The sequence below is a fragment of the Nonomuraea muscovyensis genome (assembly GCF_014207745.1).
Lineage (GTDB): Bacteria > Actinomycetota > Actinomycetes > Streptosporangiales > Streptosporangiaceae > Nonomuraea > Nonomuraea muscovyensis.
This window is the reverse complement of record NZ_JACHJB010000004.1, coordinates 917585-936036: the sequence shown is the minus strand read 5'-3', so window position 1 is coordinate 936036 and position 18452 is coordinate 917585. Positions and strand designations below refer to the sequence as shown.

Annotated in this window: 7 protein-coding genes; all 7 read left to right on the top strand. The window is 72.7% G+C overall.

Translation table 11 applies throughout. The features are described 5' to 3' along the window. Positions 1–102: 102 nt before the first annotated feature. The 7 genes from FHU36_RS42080 (at position 103) to FHU36_RS42050 (ending at position 18411) form a co-directional block, all read left to right on the top strand. Positions 103–11748: a hypothetical protein gene (locus FHU36_RS42080; protein ID WP_185089654.1), complete on the top strand. Its 11646-nt coding sequence runs from the start codon at positions 103–105 to the stop codon at positions 11746–11748. A gap of 83 nt (positions 11749–11831) precedes the next feature. Beyond that, entirely contained in the window at positions 11832–12092 is a 261-nt protein-coding gene (locus FHU36_RS42075; RefSeq protein WP_185089653.1) for a DUF3039 domain-containing protein, read from the top strand. A gap of 78 nt (positions 12093–12170) precedes the next feature. Further along, positions 12171–13130: a zinc metalloprotease gene (locus FHU36_RS42070; RefSeq protein ID WP_185089652.1), complete on the top strand. Its 960-nt coding sequence runs from the start codon at positions 12171–12173 to the stop codon at positions 13128–13130. Between the two features lie 66 nt (positions 13131–13196). Next, positions 13197–14585, top strand: coding sequence for an MFS transporter (locus tag FHU36_RS42065; protein WP_185089651.1), 1389 nt, complete (start codon positions 13197–13199; stop codon positions 14583–14585). Between the two features lie 116 nt (positions 14586–14701). Next, entirely contained in the window at positions 14702–16039 is a 1338-nt protein-coding gene (locus FHU36_RS42060) for a hypothetical protein (protein WP_185089650.1), read from the top strand. Between the two features lie 133 nt (positions 16040–16172). Next, positions 16173–17924, top strand: a complete 1752-nt coding sequence (locus FHU36_RS42055; RefSeq protein ID WP_185089649.1) for a DEAD/DEAH box helicase — start codon at positions 16173–16175, stop codon at positions 17922–17924. A 112-nt stretch (positions 17925–18036) separates the two neighbouring features. Beyond that, complete coding sequence (locus tag FHU36_RS42050) at positions 18037–18411, top strand: STAS domain-containing protein (protein WP_185089648.1); 375 nt, start codon at positions 18037–18039, stop codon at positions 18409–18411. The last annotated feature ends 41 nt before the right edge of the window (positions 18412–18452 follow it).

Genomic DNA, 18452 nt, shown 5'->3' with positions numbered 1-18452 from the left:
CCGGTAAATCCCAACTACGTTCCCGGCAAGGGCACGTCGACCAGGCGGGTTCCCACCACCGAGGTCCGGCCTGCCTGGGAGACTTCGGCGTTTCCCGACTGGGTGAACTACACGTTCATCCCGCTGTTCACGGCGGGCGAGCCGTGGCCCTTCGACACCAAGACGGTGGAGCTGGGCCGGACGGCCCTGCTGTTCGATTCCGTGGTGGCCAACATGGGCGGGGCGGTGGAGAAGACGGGCTCCGCCGTCGGCACCATCGACGCCGGCTACACCTCTCCTGCCAAACCACCCGCGTTCACGCGCATTCGCCAGCAGTTCGACGACGAGACCGGCGTTGTCGCCAAGGCGAACCAGGCCGCGCAGTTCGCCGAGCGCTTCGGCTACTTCGCGCTGGAGACCGACCTCACCAAACGATCGATCAACATCGCCTTCTGGGTGTCGGTCACCGCGGCCGCGCTCGGGCTCGTGGCGGTCAGCAGTCCCTTCGCGTCGCTGGTCGTGCGCCTCGCCGCGCAGATGGGCAGCGTCCGGGCCAACATGCTGATGCGCCGACTGCTGCTCGCCGCCAGTCGCATGGGACCGGTCGCGGCCGGCGGCAGGGGGACCGTGCTGGCGGCCAACGCGGGCAGCCGGTACCTCCACTGGGAGATCGCGACGGAACTGCCCGAAGAGATCCTGGAAGAGCTGGCCAGTGAGAAGGCCCAGTACGACCAGATCAAAGCGGGCCTGAGGGACAAGTGGGACTGGCAGCGGACCAAGGCCATCCTCGTCGGCACCGTCATCGGCACCGCGGGCGGCGTCTGGCTCGGCCGCCACATGAGCAGATTCATCGACGACCTGCCGGGCATCCGCGCGCTGAACCGGATGGCGGGCGACCGCACCGGGGTGCTGGCCGCGTTCCAGCGTTATCCGGGGCGGATGCTGGCCACCGGCCTGCCCAACATGTTCGCCTCCCCTCTCGCCAGCGTCGTGGCCAACAAGGTGGTGTACGGCGAGTGGGGGGATTTCACCCTGCAGTCGATGGTAGGCGGATTCGCCGCGGGCGCCGCCAGGACGAACACGCTCAGCCCGTTCAGCATGCAGGCGATGGGCGGGGCGGTGCGCCCGATCAACACCCTGTCCAGCTACGCCGCCAGCGTGGGGACGCATCTCGCGGGCGCCGGGACAACCACGGCCACCACCGCGGGCGGCCCCGACGGGTTCGGCCCGGCCACGTCCGGCGACCGGCCCTCGCCGGACGGGCCCCGGCCGACCGGCCCGGACTCCGCGTCCGCGCAGCAGCCCGCGCCGCAGCCGGTCGTCCCGCACCAGCGGGCGACTTCCGACCTTTCGGACCCGGCCGTGACGAACACCCGCGGCGGCGCCGACCCGAACCAGCAGCGGCCCCCCACCGGTGACCAGCAGCGCACACCCGCCGCCGACCAGCAGGGGCCGCACCGGCAGGCCGCGCCTGGCCAGCCGTCCGTCGCGGCGCAGGCGGAGCGGAACGGCCCGGCGCCGGCATCGCACGCGTCGCCGGCCCCCGCCATCCCCTCCGCGCAGCAGTCGAGCGCTCCGGACCAACGGGCCACCGATCAGCGGAACCCGGATCAGGCGCAGGCTCACGGACCCGCGAACGCGCAGGACCAGCGCCAGGCACCGCCCCCAGCACAAGCGCACGCCACGCAGCCGCACACCCAGGCCCAACCTCAGAGCCAGGCGCAGACCGCCCGGCCGCAGACCGCCCAGCCGCAGACGCCATCGCAGTCCGCCCAGCCGCAGAACATGCAGGTCCAGGGCCAGACCGCCCCAGGGGCGGACACCGTCACCACCCCCGCAGCCGTGCAGAACGCCCAGGCCGCGCAGGACGCCCGTGCGGCGGCCGCCACCGTCACGGCGGCCGCGGACTCCACGACGCTCACCGGCCCGCCCGCGCAGGCCACTTCCGTCGGTCTCACCGCGACCGACCCGGCCGGCACCCGGATCAGGGCCGGATCCGGACGGCGTTCCGACTACGTCCTGGCGACTGCCAGGCCGGTGCGCCGGTCGCGGGAGGGGCGGTCGAGATTCGTGGTGAAGCGGCGGCCCGCCGGCACGCCGAGGATGACCGTGGGCGAGGTACGCGCCCAGTTCCTCACCAACGCGGACCCCTCCGACATCGCCGGCGTAATCGGATGGACGTGGAACGCCGACGACGCCGCCCTCGTCGTCCACCACACCGTCCTCGGCGACGTCCACTTCCGTGTCCAGCGCCCCGGGCGCCTCATGCTGCGCCGCCACGGCCCGCGCCTGTTCCGGCCGCTGGCGCGCACCAAGGTCCGCGCCGGCACCGTCGAACGGCCCCACCTCCTGCGCCCCAACAAGAACGTGGCCACCGACCAGCTCGCCCGCGTCGTCGTCCACGAAATCTCCGACGCCCTGCAGATCCAGGAGGCGCGCGGGAACGGCGTCCACACCCAACGCCGCCTGCCCGTCCACCGCCAAGGCGGTCACGACTACTGCGCGCAGTCCCGCCACAGCGAGTACAACCTCCTCACCCGTCAGCTCGCCGCGGCCACCGACCCCGCGCGGCGCGCCGAGATCAGGCACGAGATCGACCTGCTGCTGGCCGAGCTCCGAGAGCAGGGCCATCCCCTGCCTCCGCATCGTGGTCGGGAGATCATCGACCGGCCGTTCGGGGAGGAGCCCGCCGCCGGAGATCAGGCCGCTCTCACGGTGGCGGAGGTGCGCGCGGCCTTCGACACCGAGGTGTCGCCGACGGACTTCGGCCCCACCGCCCTGGCGTGGAGCTGGGTCGGTGACTCCACCCTCCGCATCGGCGGCCAGCACTTCATCGTCGAGGCCGAACCCGCAGGCGACCAGCCACACAGCCGCACGCTGCTGCGCTCCGGCACCCTCGATAACCCCCACCGGATCCGGCTGGCCCCCCAGCGCGGCACCGAGCAGGCGGCCAGGACAGTGCTGCGCCTGGTCTCCAGCGCCTTCCAGGCCCAGACGGCGCCCCGCACCGCCCTGGCCGCGCTGACGGGTCACCCGGACGGCCGCGACGCCTCCCACAACGCCCGCCAGAACGACTACCGCCACCTGTCGCGCAAGTTCCGCTCGGCGAAGACCGAGGAGGAACGAGCCGCCCTGCGGGCCAAGCTCGACGACATCCTGGCCAGCTTCGCCGAAGGCGTGTCCCACCAGGCCGGCGGACAGAGGCTGGAGCGGCTGCGCGCCCTGAGCGAGGAACCCCAGGCACGGCCGGCCGTCCCAGCCCCCTCCCCGGTCGAGCCGCAGCGGCCGCGCAGCACCGATCTGAACCCCGACACCCGCCCGCCGCTGCCTCCCGGCCATGACGCCAGGGCGCTGGCGGCGCTGAAGAACGAATTCGCCTACGCCATCGACCCTCGGGACGCGCTCCGGGCGTCGCAGTGGGCCGAACTGCGCACGCGGGTCAACGGAGTGACGGTCAAGGAGCGGAGCTCGTGGTACAGGTACAGGTCGCGCCTCGAGGTACGGTCGCTGCACGTGAGGGACGAGGCCGGGGTGACACACCCCATCACCGAGTTCACCCTGCTGGTCCGGTTCGCCGCCCACCCCGGGCTCAGCAGGGAGGGGCTGCTGCAGCAGCAGTCCGACGCGCTGGACGCGGTGGACCTCTACTACAACCACCAGCACAGGCTCCGCGACGGTTCCCAGCTGCACGTCCGGCTGGAGTTCGTGGAAGCCGTCGGTGACGAGCCCGCGGTCACCTTCTACCCCGACATGCCCGGCCGTCCCAACTCGGAGAGCCTCTACGCGGGATGGGGCATCGCCCTCTACGCGCACGAGCTGGGTCACCACCTGGGCTACGACGACGAGTACGTGGAAGCGGCGAAGTGGGGGCACCGGACGCTCGCCGACCAGGAGGTGACCCGGGATCCGTCCCTCATGGGCACGGAAAGGCTCGTGTGGATCCGCGGCACCGTCCTCGACCTCAAGGGGAACCCGTTCCCCGCACCTGTCGGCCCGCGCCGCCGTCACCTCATGATGCTGTCCGACATGGCCGAGAATGAGGAGGTCACCGTCCGCCGGCGCCCCGGCGAGCGCGGCCTCATGGTGCGGACGACGTGGCAACGTCGCCGCCTGCCGGTCGTCACGGGCGCGGCAGTACCTGGCGTGCCGTTCGCCGACGCTTACTGGAGCTCGCCCACGGCGGCCAATACGCGCCTGCCCGACCACGTGCGCGTCCTCCTGGAAAGGTTCCCCGCTCATGGGCGGGTGTTCTTCGACCACGTGCTGCGCCTGGACCGCATGGGGGCGGCGTACAGGGAGGCCGACCTCTCCGACCTGGCCCGGTACCACCTGGACTACACCGACGCGCTGATCTCCATGGCGACCGTCATGTACGCCACGACGCCGGAGTTTCCGTTCCGGGGGTCCGACCTACGACGGATACGTGGCCTGGTCGAGTTCGTCGTCAGCCGGGAAGGTTCGGCGCCCCGCACGTACGACATCATCCGGCAGGTGGCGCGGGCCATGGGCGGCGGTCACCGGCTCACCGTGTGGGACCTGGACGGGCTCGCACGGTTCGTCGAGTGGTACCAGGCCACGGGCGGCCGGCGCTTCCCCGGCGAGCAGGGGGCGCAGGCTCTGCGCCGCGCGGCGAGCGAGGTGTTCGGGGACGTCGAGGGCGCCAAGGCGGTGGTCAAGGTCGCGCAACTGTTCGCGAGCGCCGCGACGAACTCCGAGCAGGTGGCTCTCGGGCCTGTGGGCGAACACTTCGCGGTGGTCGCGGCCACGATCGGTGAGGTGCTCTCGTCGAGGGCACCCGGGCAGGAGATCACCGGCGGGGACTTGGCCGGACTGGTGGAGGACGCGCTCCGGGCTGCGAACCCCACCAGTGCCGACTCCGTGCAGACCCGCGCCGCCGGCCGGCCCGGCCTCGACCCGGGCGCCACCGCCCACGCCTCCGAGACCCCGATCGACCCGCTCACCGGGACGCCTGGGCGCGGCGACGCGCGGCGCACCGGACGCGCCGGGCCGTCGGACGGTGCGGTGATGTTCCACAGCCCTCCCGACGCGCCCAACCCGCGCGGGTGGGAGTCGGGCGACGCGGCGTTGCAGCGGGGCCGGCAGATCGCCGCCGAGATGGGCTGGAGCGGGCTGCCGGACCAGCGGCTGCGGCAGCTCGGCGAGGTCGAAGCCCTGTACGGAGACTCCCGCGAAAGCTTCCGGGCGAGACAGGCCGCCGAGTCCCGGCTGGGCGGCCGGCGCGGCCTGTACGAGACCGCGCTGCGGGCGCTGAACGGCTGGAACACGGGAGTCAGGGAAGCTCTCTCCGAGCGAGACCATGATCGGCTCACCGACGCGCTGGTGCATTATGCCGAGTTGATGGATGTGCACCTCATCGAGGGGCAGAGGCTGGCCCGCGAAGCGGGGATGAGGGGCCTGTCCGTGCGGGAACTGCAGGCGATCGGCCTGCTGGGTCTGTCGTTCGGAATGCGAGCGGACGGGGTGGCCGACCCGGAGATGCGCGGGCTGGTGCACGAGCGGAAGCTGCGGCCGACGCTCGAAGCGTTCCTCGATCTGGAACGCAAGGGCGCGTACGCCGCCATGAACCTGGTGTACGACTCCGCGGACCGGCTCAGGCAGTACATGGACCTGACCGGAGACGATCGCCATCGGTGGGTGGGCGAGGCCGTGAGCCGCCTCGCCCTCTACCCGAGGGGGACCTGGCTCGACCTGGGCCGGCTGGCGGAGATCGGCGGGCCGGAGCTGTTCGGCGGCCGGCTCACTCCCGAAGGGACCACCCCGCTGTCCGCTCTGGCCACCACCAGAGAGCTCAAGCGGCTGGCCGACCTGTACCTCGCCGCGGTGCGGGACGGCTTCCGGCCCGTCCTCGACGCGGCCACCCCGGACCAGCTCGCCGCCGCCCTGGAGCAGGCGTCATCGCGCGGTACGGGGAAGGCGGCCGAGCAGGACGTCCAGATGCCTGTGGGCCGGGAGGACGCGACCATGGCCCGAGGCCGGAAGATCGCCGCCCGGTTGAACTGGCCGGCGCTGCCGGACGACGAGGCGCGTTGGCTGGGCGAGATGGCGGAGATCTTCCACACGACCGGCACGGCCGTGAGTGCGGAGGGCCATGGCGCGAGGAGAGCCTGGCAGCGGGCCACGTTCAAGCTCGGCGGTGAGCGGGGGTTCTACAACACCGCGCTGCGCGCGTTGCGCCAGGACGACAGCTGGGTGCGGGAGTCGCTGGACGGAAGGGATCCCGAGGCGCTGGCCGACGCGCTGGTGGAGTACGCCGAAGAGATCGGGCTGCACCTGAACACCGGGCGGCGTCTGGCCGCCCGCGCGGGGATCCACGGCTTGACCGAGCAGGAACTGCGGGCCATCGGCCGATTGGACATGTGGGTCGGGTTCGGTCAAGAGGGCGCCGCCGAACGCGCCATGGACGAGCTGGTCCGGGACCGGGGTCTCAGGGCGACGCTTGAGGCCTACCTGGACCTGGAGCGCAAGGGCTGGTACACCTCGGTCGATCGGATCGACGAGGCGGGGCTGCGCCTCAGGGAGTACATGGATCGCACCGGGGACGCTCGCCGCCTGTGGCTCGGCCGTGAGGTGAGCCGCGCCGACTCCTTCCCGGAGGACAGCGCGGCGTACCTCGGCCGGCTGGCCGAGGTCGCCGGGGCGGAACTGCTCGGCGGGCGGCTCGCCCCCACCAAGGCGACGCCGCTGTCCACCCTGGCCGCCGCCGAGGGACGCCTGCAGCTCATCCACCTGTACCTCGCCGCGGTGCGGGACGGCTTCCGGCCCGTCCTCGACGCGGCCACCCCCGACCAGCTCGCCGCCGCCCTGGAACAGGCCACGAGGCGCCAGGAGGCACCCGGCACCGCCGGCCCGGAGGAGACGCCCGGCGAGCGGGTGCCGCAGGACGGGCCGTCACTCCAGACCGGCCCGGCGCGGACCGGCACCCGGAGTGCGACCGCATACGACATCGAACGGCTGCTGACCGGGGGCTACCGCGTCACGGGCTGGCTGGTCCGCGAGCTGTCGCTTGCCCACGAGCTCATCGAGCCGTTGCTCTGGGAGGCGCACGAGCGGGGACAGCTCGTCTGGGAACCCGAGCCGGGCCGGCCCGGAACATTCACCAAGGAAGTCGCGCGTGACCTGCTGAAGGGTGTCATTTCGCAGGAGCCGGACCGCTGGCTGGGCGAGGCCCTCGCCCTCGGGCTGAACCTTCCCGGTCTCGACCCGGACGAGGCCATCGCGCTGGCGTGGGTGCAGCGGGCGTACGGCGCCGACATCCAGGCCATGGAGGACCTGTCCCGGCGCCTGTTCGACCTCGCCGACGAGGCGGGCCTGAGCTATCCTCCGAACGTCCCGCGTCAGGTGCTCGACGCGATCGCCCGAGGGAATGAACAAGGGCTCATCCCGCTCCGCCCGTCCCGGGCGCAGCTCGAACTGGGCCTGCGTCTCCTCGCCGAGGCCGCCGGAAACACCGGCGACGTCCAGAACACCGAGAGCACCGAACGCGCCGAGGACACCGGGGGCATTCAGAACACGGAAGGCACGCAGACCGCCGAAGGCGAGGAGAGCGCCGCCGCGGTGAGCGAGCCGGTCACCTCCGAGGCCGGCCACACGCGGGTGGACGAGCGGTTCGCGAGCACCGGCCCGGCGACCCGGCAGGACGTGCGCGAGTGGCTGCCCATCACCGAGTACGACCAGCTCGTGCGGGAGCTGCAGGACCTTCAGGCCGCGGACCCGGAGCTGATCCGGCGCCACGCACCCGGCTTCGGCACCCGGCCCGAGGGCGTCGTCATGCTGCGTGCCTTCACCGCCGGACACGACGCGGAGATCAACGCGGCTGTCAGCCAGGGGCTCCGCCCCGGCCGGGACCCGATCGCGGGCTCGGTGGCGGAGATGTGGGCCGCGTGGCGGGAGCTGCCGCACCTCGCCGGCCCGGTCTCCTACTGGCTGGACCTGACGCCGCGGGAGCTCGCCGAGCGGATCGCGGAGCCGGAGGCGGTGCTGTCCGAGTTCACGCTCGTGACCGCCGAGACGGAGCCCCCCGCGACGAGCGTGCCCGAGGGCAAGGTGCGCGTCCGGTTCGACTTCGACGTGGCGGGCGCGCGGGAGCTTGGGCCCATCACGCGGCAGGCGGGCCTCCGCCAGGTGCTGGCCGCGCCGGGGACCAGGCTTCGCGTCACCTACGTCGCGGCGGAGCGGCGGGTCGTCCTGTCCGACGGCCCCGCCACGCCCCCGACCAACCCCCCGGCCGCGCCACCGACTGCACCGTGGACGGCGCCACAGCAGCCGGACACACGTCCGGCGGTGCGGGGCGAGGCGTCAGGCGACGACCGGCCCGTCCTCCTCTCCTTCCCCCGTGCCTCGGATTCGTGGACAAGGGAGGACATGTGGAAGGAAGCCGACGGCTGGGTGGCCTCGACGGAACGAGAAGGGGAGAGGCTCCGCCTCTACCGCCGGCTGACCGGCGCCATCTTCGACATGCACGTCGCCGACGGCGTCCTGCACGTGCTCCGGAGCGATGGGTGGTCTCGGGTCGAGCAGGCCGACGGCCCGCGGCTGCGTAAGGTCGAGCAGGCGGACCTCACCGCGGAGATGGCCGCCAGGGCGCAACCGCGGTCCGGGACGTACGGATACGCCGGGAGCCTGGACGGCTTCTACGCGACGGTGTACGCGGAGCCGGGCCGGCGCAGCCTGCGCCATGGCGGCGCCGACGTCATCGCCACCCTCTCCGCGGGACACCTCATCAGCCTCCACGTCGGGGTGGGCGATGAGCAGCTGAGGACGCTGCTGACGCCCGCCACCGCCCTGGGCACGCTCACCCACCCGGCGACCGGGCTCAAGGGCATCAGGGTCGTCAACGGCTGGATGGAGTTCACGGTGCTGGAGGACGGGTCCGTCGTGGACGCCGAAGTCCGGCCCGTGGACTTCACTCCGGAGCTCGTCGGGCTGCAGCGGACGGAGGTCGTCAGCGAGCCGACCGGGTTCACGGTCGGGGGGGTCAACGACAACGGGACCATCGCGGGGCTCGACCGGTTCGGCGACATGGGGAGGGCCGGGATCGAGCAGCGGCTGCGCGAGGCCGGTCTGCTCGGCCGTACCGAGGACGTGCGCGACGTGCTGGTCAGGGACAACACACTGGTGCTGGGAGCGGGGCTGACGCACCATGACCTGGCTCAGCCTCTCCGCCTCGCCGCCTACGTGCTGCGGTACGTCGACCAGGCCCGGATCCGGTTCGGCGGCCATGAGTACGACCTGCGGGCGGTGCGCCGCTCCGGCCCGGCCGGCAACCCCTTCGGCCCTGTCACGCCGGACGCCTCCATCGAGGTGGTCAACGTGACGACCGGGGAAAAGCTGACCTTCGACACGGTGATCGCCGAGACGGCAGGGTCGCACGGCTTCTACGGGGGAAGGAGGTCCCCGGCCCGCGTCTCGCCCGAACAGATCATCCGCGTGTTCGCGCACCTGGACGACCCCCTGCCGGACGGCCATCTGGGCCAGCTCACCAGCTACGCCGACAAGGACCTCGAGCGTCCCTCCGGCGAGGTCGTCGTCGCCGCGACGCACACGCCGCCCGGCACCCGCGCGCCGGAGCTCCCCGTCCTGCCTGAGCCGATCGCGGTCCTGCCCGCGGGACTGCGGCCCCTGGGCGGCAGGTTCGCGGGAAGCGACAACGTGGTGGTCGAGTTCGGCGATGACGGGATGCGCCTGTTCACCCGGCTGGGCCTGCGTGACGAGATCGCCGGCATCGGCGTCGACCGCCGGTCCGCCGACGAGGCCGACATCGTCGTGGAGTATCACACCAGGCCGGCGACGCGGAAGCGGTGGTCCGTCGGCACGCGGGGCACGGCGGAGATCGTCTGGTCCGAGCGGGACATGAGGCTCGTCCGTCCCAGCGAGCGAAAGCTGCGCGCACTCGGTTTCGAGCTACTGATCGACGACGGCCGGCTGCGGATCATGCGGTTCACGCACGGCACCACGACGGTCCTCGCCGTACTCGACGGCCGGCGTCTGACCGGGCTGTACTCCAGCGTCTCCTTCACCCCGTCGCAGCAGCGACTCTTCGACGCGGCGACGATCCGGTCGGACGCCGAGAACGCGCTCGGGCTGGACGTCAACGGACTCGCCTTCGACCTCAAGGTGCAGGCCGACAGCAGCAGACCCGGCGCGCCGTTCGAGAACCGTCTGATCAACTCCCAGTGGTCGTCGTCCAGCGGCAGCGTCTACCTCGACCTGCCGCCGGCCTCGTCCGGCGAGTCCGGTCACGCGGTGTCCGACGAAGCCGCGGAGATCGCGCAGTCGGTCCGCCAGGTGACCGCCTCGCCCGCTCACCTGCCCGGGTTCGGGCAGCTGGGAGCCACCCCCTTCTGGCGGGGCGGGCCGTTCGTGGTCCTTCAGCGGCCGGACTCCGGCGTCGTCCTGTACCGGCAGGTCACCGACGCCACCGCCCGGCCGGAAGACCTCCGGGAGGTCCACGACGACGGCGCGGGCCTGCGCATCAGAGCCGGTGCCGACGCCACCACCCTGGCGATCGCGGTCGACGGGCAGGCCGAGATCCTGTACCGGACGGCCACCCCGAGGGTCGCGCGCCTGCTCGGCGGCTCCGCCGAAGGGGTGCGGATGGCCGACACCTGGCTGGAGTGGACGATCCATCCGGCGGATTCCCACGTCCGCAACCTGGTCGTGCACGCCGACCCCGCCACGATCCACGCCGCGCTGGATGCCGCGTCGACTGGCCGGCTCGGCGACGTGCGCACGTTGGAAGGGCAGCTCCCGTACCAGCTCACGCAGGGCTGGCGGAGCGACGTCCCCGGGGTGCTCCGGCACGACGACCACCTCGTGCAGGTGGAGGGTGTGACGCATGCCCAGCTCGCGATGCCGCTGCGTCTGATCAGGTTCCTGGACGACGAGCTGCCGGGCTTCGACCGCGTCACCATCGGCGGGCAGGAGTACGAGGTGCGGCGCGAGATGCCGCTGTTTCCCGCGCGCTCCCCGTTCGGCGACCTGCTGGACTACAGCCCCGACTACGTGGTCGTGCACAAGGCATCCAGGGCGGAGCTGCGCTTCCCCGGCCGGGCCGGTGAGCTGATCGCCGCGCACGGCTTCTACGGCGACAACACCTACATGCCGCGCGTGGACCCGCAGGACATCAAGGTCATGTTCTCGTCGGTCCTGTCTTCGGACGCGGGCATCTCCGGGCTCCTGCCCGGCACGACCACGGCCGCCGTGCCGCGCCTGCCCGGCGGAGGCGGCCGGCTCGGCGCCAGCCCGTACTGGAGAGGCGTCTCGCGGCTGGTCAAGCGCACCGGCGTCGGCGACCCCGTCCTCTACCTGAAGAGGGAGATCCAGCTCTTCCACTACAGCGTCCGGATCGTGGACGTGGACGCCACCGCCGAGGGCGGGCCGGCGCTGCTGGCCGGCTCGCGAACGGACGACATGTACGCGTTCCCCATGGGCGACGTGCGGCTGCCCGGAGAACAGCGAGGCTCCCGGAGGTACCCGTACGGGCGCTGGGATCAATCCCTGCGGGAGCAGTTGGAGGAGTCGGGCTTCCACCCGATCCACGACGAGGACGGCCTGCGCATCCTGCGGTACGCCTGGCCCGACGGCGAGATGCTGGCCGTCTTCGTCGGCGACGAGCTCGACGGCTTCTTCAGCCGCGAACAGGACCACGAGACCGAGGGGGACGACACCGTCGGCCGGGCCGCCGAGGCCGACGGCACCCTGAACCGGATCGATCAGCTAATCAATGTTTCCTGGGGGGACGAGGCCTGACCCGAGTGGGCTCGCCGCCGGCCGTGTCCGATGAGAAGCCTCTGGTCGAGCCACGACTCGGTGCGGGCAATAGACTCGGTGGGGTGAGTACGAAGATCCTCCCCGAGCAGGAGACCACGCCTCGGACATCGCACGGCGACGGCGACCACGAGCGGTTCTCGCACTACGCCGACAAGCACAAGATCACCGAGAGTATGGTGACCGGCACGCCGATCCGTGCCCTGTGCGGCAAGGTCTGGGTGCCCAGCCGCGATCCGAAGAAGTATCCGGTCTGCCCCGACTGCAAGGAAATCTACGCGGGGCTGCCGAAGGGCGGCGGCGACGGGGACAAGCCCAAGCCGTGAGTGTTGCTCCCGGGTGATCCCCGCCAGGAGCGTTACGGTCTGTAGTCAGAATCGCTCAGACCGTCACGGGGGATCCGCATGGCCCGGCGCGTCACCGCCGTCTCGTTGGCATGCCTGCTCGCGGCCGGGCTCATACCGCCGCTCCCGCCCGACGCCGCCGCGGCGGCCACCGGCTGCGCGTCACCGTCCCGGCCCGCGCGCCCCGGCCCGGCCACGCCCGAGGCCGGGGGGCACGCCCACCACGACGCCCTCCGGCTCGGGCCGGAGCCGCGCACGCCCTACCCGGCCGACGTGGGCCGGGTCCTGGCCGAGCTGGACAAGCGCCTGCAGGGCCGCGAGCCGCCCGCCCGCGTCACCGTGCCCATCTGGGTGCACATCCTCACCGACGGCGTCAGCGGCGCCTCGACGGCGAGCGTGAACGCCCAGCTCGACACCCTGCGGGCCGCCTACGGCGGGCGCCTCGGCGGCGCCGCCACCGGGGTCGGCTTCCGCCTCGACGGCGCCCAGATCGTCCGCCACGCCGGCTGGTTCACCGACCCGATGGCCCACGAGGAGGCCATGAAGACCACGCTGCGCAAGGGTGGCCCCGAGACGCTCAACCTCTACCTCGCCCAGCTCGACGGTCAGGTGCTCGGCTTCTCCACCTACCCCTACTGGTACCGCGACAGCCCCCGGCTCGACGGCGTCGTCATCGACTGGCGCACCCTGCCGGGTGGCACGCTCGCCAACTACAACCGCGGCTACACCGGCGTCCACGAGATCGGCCACTGGCTCGGCCTGTTCCACACCTTCGAGAACGGCTGCCAGAGCCCCGGCGACGGCATCGCCGACACCTCGCCGGCCGCCCGCCCCGCCAAGGGCTGTCCCGGCGGCGCCAAGGACACCTGCCCGCAGTCGGGTCGCGACCCGGTGCACAACTTCATGGACTACGCCCATGACCGCTGCATGTCGGAGTTCACCCGCGGCCAGGGCGAACGCATGCGCGAGATGTGGGTCGTCTACCGCGACCGCGAGCCGGACGCCGCGGCTTCGAGCTGACGCCTCGGCCACGAGCCGGACCCCGCGGCTTCGAGCTGACGTGGGGGCGCACTCTAGGATGTCGGGGTGACAGCACCGAAGGCACTCGAGACTCCATACGAGTCCCCTGGCATCCTCGGCGCCCCCTACCGCGCGGCGACCGTCGGCATCCTGCTCGTCATCACCTTGATCGCCTTCGAGGGCATGTCCGTCAGCGTCGTCATGCCGGTGGTCTCCGAGCAGCTCAACGCCCTGGACCTGTACGGCCTGAGCTTCTCGGCCTTCCTCATCGCCAGCCTGTTCGCCAACGTGGTGTCCGGAGTCTGGGCCGACCGGCGTGGCTACCCGATCCCGTTCCTGCTCGGCGTGGTGCTCTTCACGGCCGGCATGTGGCTGGCCGGAGCGGCGACGGGCAAGGAGTTGTTCCTGGTGGCGCGGGCCGTCCAGGGGCTCGGGGCCGGCTTCGCGATCGTGGCCATCTACGTGATGATCGCCCGGGTCTACCCGGCGGCCGTGCGGCCCAAGGTGTTCGCGGCGCTGTCGGCGGCCTGGGTGGTGCCCGCCATGGTCGGCCCGGCCGTGGCCGGGTTCGTCACCGCCAGGTGGGGCTGGCAGTGGGTGTTCTACGGCATCATCCCGCTGGTGGTCCCCGCCCTCGTCATGCTCATCCCCGCGCTGAAGCGCCGTCCCGGGGCCGAGGAGGCGACGCCGTCGAGCGGGCCGCGCTCGCGCCCGGTCGCGATGACGGTCGCCGCGGCCGCCGCCGCGGGGGGCGGCGGCGCCCTGCTGTACGCGGTGGACAAGCTGCACGTGGTTCCGGCGCCGAGCGCGGTCGCCGTGGTCGCCGGGGGCTGCCTCCTGCTGTACGGGCTGGTCCGGCTGCTCCCGCCCGGCGCCCTGCGGTTCCGCCGGGGCCTGCCCACGACCATCATGATGCGGGGGCTGTTCTCGGCCGCGTTCTTCGGCGTGAACATGTTCGTCCCGCTCGCGTTGCAGTCCGTCAAGGGCTTCGACCCCACGGCCGCCGGCATCGCGCTCACCACCGGCGCGCTCGGCTGGTCGACGGGCTCCTACCTGCAGAGCAGGCGCACCGCGGAGCCGTACCGGCGGATGAGGCTGGGCGCCGCCTGCCTCACGATCGGCATCCTGGTGGCGCTGCTGTCCGCGCTGCCCGGCGTCACCGGCTGGGTCGCGGTGCCGGGGTGGATCGTGGCCGGGTTCGGCATGGGCCTGGGCATGACCACGGTCAGCGTCACCGCGCTCAAGCAGTCGCCGGCCAACGAGCAGGGCGCCAACAGCGCGGCCCTGGCCGTGACGGACATGCTCGGCTCCGGGCTCGCGGTCGGCGTCGGCGGGGCGCTGATCAACCTCGTCGGCCACAGCCCCGCGCAGATCGCCACCGGCTTCGTCGTCATCTGCTGCCTCATGGCCGCCGTGGCGCTCGCCACCGCGCTGCTCGCCCAGCGCGTCCGCTAGCACTTCGGGCCCGCTCGGGAGGGCCGCGAGAGCGATTGCGCATCTCCCGTCACAGCCGTCACGGATCTCCGGTTGAGCGCCGCGAGGAGTGATAGGACAACGGGCAAGGAGGTGCCATGGAGGACGATCACCGTGTCTGGCCCCCGCACCCTGGCCCCAGGCACCGCCGTACTCCTCCCTACGGCACGGGCCGCGAGCCGGGCGCGCGCCGCGGCCGGCCGTACGGTCCCGCCCGCCCCGACGACACCCGGACCGGCGGGCCCGCCCCCGGCGGCCGTCCCGACTCCGGGGGGACCGGCCGGGACGGCGGTCATCCCGACGGCGACAACCCCCTCGACGGCGACGGTCGCCCTGGCCGTGATCGTTCCTCCGAGGCCGCGGGGGCCGGTGGTGCCGACACGAGCCTCGGCGGCGGCGAAGGGCCCGGCGGCGCCGCCGGTGCCGGTCGGTTCGGCGCGGCCTGGCCCGCTTCGGGCGGGGAGGACGAGCTCGACGCCCGGTGGCCCAGCACGTGGCGGGACGAGGACCCCGAGGGCGTGTGGGACGACGACGACGCGGAGGAGGAGCCGTGGAACCCGCGCGTCCGCCGCACCGCGCCACGCGACACCGACCGCGGCTTCGTCCGCGCCCTCCACCGGGTCTTCGGTCGCGGCGTCGACGGCGACACCGACGGCGGTCTCGGCAGCGGCCCCGATCGCGGCTTCGGCCAGGACATCGGCGGCGGCCCCGATCGCGGCTTCGGTCGTGACGCCGATGGCGGGCCTGAGCGCGGCTTCGGCCGCGACGCCGACGAGGGCTTCCACAGTGGCCTCGGTCGTGGGCTCGACCGGGACGAGGGCCCGAGGGCGCCGTGGCAGTCGCTGCCCCCCTCCGCCCGCCTGTACGGGGCGCCCGCCGACCCCGGCCTGACCAGGAAGGCGCGGGGACGCGGGCCGCGGCGCGCCGCCGGGGCCGTGCTGGCCGTGCTCCTGGCCGTGGCCGCGGTGGCGAGCATCGTCGTGGCCGTGCAGCGGTTCACCGCCACGCCCGCGGAGGCCGGGCGGCTGCACGACCCACGGGCCCGGGTGACGATCCCGCTGCCGGCCGGGTGGCGGGCCGAGGTGGTGCCGCCGGTCACGGGCTTCACCACGGCCGCCGTGGACGGCGCCGGAGGGCTCGTCATGGCCAGGCCGTTCGACGGCGCGACCCGCGAGGCCGTGGTGGAGGCGGCCGAACTGTACTCCCGGCTGCTGCTCAAGGGCGACCGCGTCACCGTCGTGGAGGACCGGCAGGTGCCCGGCGGGCACACCCGCGTCCTGCGCGCCGAATATCAGGACGTGGTCAACCGGCCCGCCTATCTTCGAGTGATCCTGCTCACCCGCGGCGGCGGCGCCGTACTCGTCGTCGGCCTGCTCCAACCCGACGAACCCGCACGCAGACAGGCGCTCGACGCCCTGATGTCGAGCGTGCGATAAGCCACCAGCCGCCCATAGCACGCAAGGACGACCTTGGCCAGGATCCCCGCTGCACGGCACGTCTTGTCGGTGCCCCCGATTACCCTAGGGTCACTGTGAGAGAGCGAAGCACACGAACCCCAGAGGTGATGCGGTGAGCACGTTCGCCGCATCCCACCTGTCGCCCTCCTATCCCGACCGCGCCGCGTGGGGCACCGCCCCCAAGTTGCGGGCGTGGCAGCAGGAGGCGTTCGACCTCTATTCCAGGCACGAGCCCCGTGACTTCCTCACCGTGGCGACCCCGGGCGCGGGCAAGACGACCTACGCCCTGCGCATCGCCAGCGACCTGCTCGCCCGCGGGGTGATCCGGGCGATCACCATCGTCACCCCGACCGAGCACCTCAAGCGCCAGTGGGCCGACGCAGCCGGCCGGGTCGGCATCGGCATCGACCCCGAGTTCAAGAACAGCCAGGGCGCCACCTCCCGCGACTACACCGGCGTCGCGGTGACCTACGCCCAGGTCGCCATGCACCCGGCCCTGCACCGGGCGCGCACCGAGGCCCGCAAGACGCTGGTCATCTTCGACGAGGTCCACCACGCGGGCGACGCCAAGTCGTGGGGCGACGGCATCCGTGAGGCGTTCGAGCCGGCCAGCCGCAGGCTCCAGCTCACCGGCACGCCGTTCCGGTCCGACGACAACCCGATCCCGTTCGTCGGCTACCAGGAGGACGCCGAGGGCTTCAAGCGCAGCGTCGCCGACTACTCCTACGGCTACGGACCTGCGCTCGACGACGGCGTGGTCCGGCCAGTGATCTTCCTCGCCTACTCCGGCGAGATGAAGTGGCGCACCCGCGCCGGCGACGAGATCGCCGCCACCCTCGGCACCCCGCTCACCAAGGACCAGCTCTCCCAGGCATGGCGCGCCGCGCTCGACCCCAAGGGCGACTGGATCCGCCAGGTCATGCAGGCCGCCGACCGCCGCCTCACCGAGGTGCGGCGCGGCGTGCCCGACGCCGGCGGCCTGGTCATCGCGACCGACCACGAGGCGGCCCGCGCCTACGCCCGCCACCTGCGCAACATCACCGGCGAGGGCGCCACGGTCGTGCTGTCCGACGACCCGGGCGCGTCCAAGAAGATCAAGGCGTTCGCCGCCTCCGAGGACCGTTGGCTGGTCGCGGTCCGCATGGTGTCGGAGGGCGTCGACATCCCACGCCTGTGCGTCGGCGTCTACGCCACCTCGACCTCCACGCCGCTGTTCTTCGCCCAGGCCGTCGGCCGGTTCGTGCGGGCGCGCAAGCGCGGCGAGACCGCCTCGGTCTTCCTGCCCTCGGTGCCGACCCTGATGGGCCTGGCCAACGAGATGGAGGTCGAGCGCGACCACGTGCTCAACCGCAGGCCGCCCGAGGACGGCCTCGACGACAGCCTCCTGGAGCAGGCCAACCGCAAGCAGGACAACCCCGACGTCCTCGGCGACGAGCTGCCGTTCGAGACCATGGAGACGACGGCCACCTTCGACCGGGTGCTGTTCGACGGCGGCGAGTTCGGCACCGGCGCCGAGGTGGGGTCGGCCGAGGAAGAAGACTTCCTCGGCCTGCCCGGCCTGCTGGAGCCCGACCAGGTGGCCACCCTGCTGCGCAAGCGGCAGTCCGATCAGCAGGCGGCCAGGCGCAAGAAGGTCGAGGAGCCCGTCGCCGAGCGGCTGGCCCCGCACGAGCAGATCGCCGAGTTGCGGCGCGAGCTCAACGGCCTCGTCGGCGCCTGGAACCACCGCACCGGGCAGCCGCACGGCGTCATCCACTCGGAGCTGCGGCGCGCGTGCGGCGGCCCGCCGATCGCGCAGGCCACCGCCGAGCAGATCCAGGAACGCATCGACAAGATCCGCCACTGGGCCACCCAGCGGCGGTGACTGTCCCGGTCGGGGCGCATTTGGTCACAAGGCTGTGACCTTTCGTTAGCCGGGCGGCCAGACCGGCAACAATCTCCTTGGCTGGATCTCGCTTCGCGGAGGGGCTGCACCCATGTCCTACGGGGCCACCGGCAAGTCGGCGCTCGTCGTGACCTCCGGTGTCTTCCACCATTGCCTGGTCCTGCGGCTGGAGGGCGAGCTCGACGTCGATGCGGTCCCGCTCCTGCGTGAGCACCTGCGCCGGGCGTGGGAGCTGCCCGCGACCCCGTTCATGATCATTGATCTGAGCGAGGTCGCGTTCTGCGACTCGGTGGGCATGAGCGAGCTGGTCAGCGTGCTCCAGCGGTGCGAGCAGCGGGGCACCCGGCTGCTGCTGGGCGGCGTGCAGGGGGTCGTCTCCCGGGTGCTGTCGATCACGGGCCTGCGCAACGCGTTCGACGTGTACGACGACTTCGACGACGCGGTCCGCTACGCCATGACCGCCTGACGGCCCGCGTCGCGGTCGCCTGCCCGCCTTCCCGGCGGGTG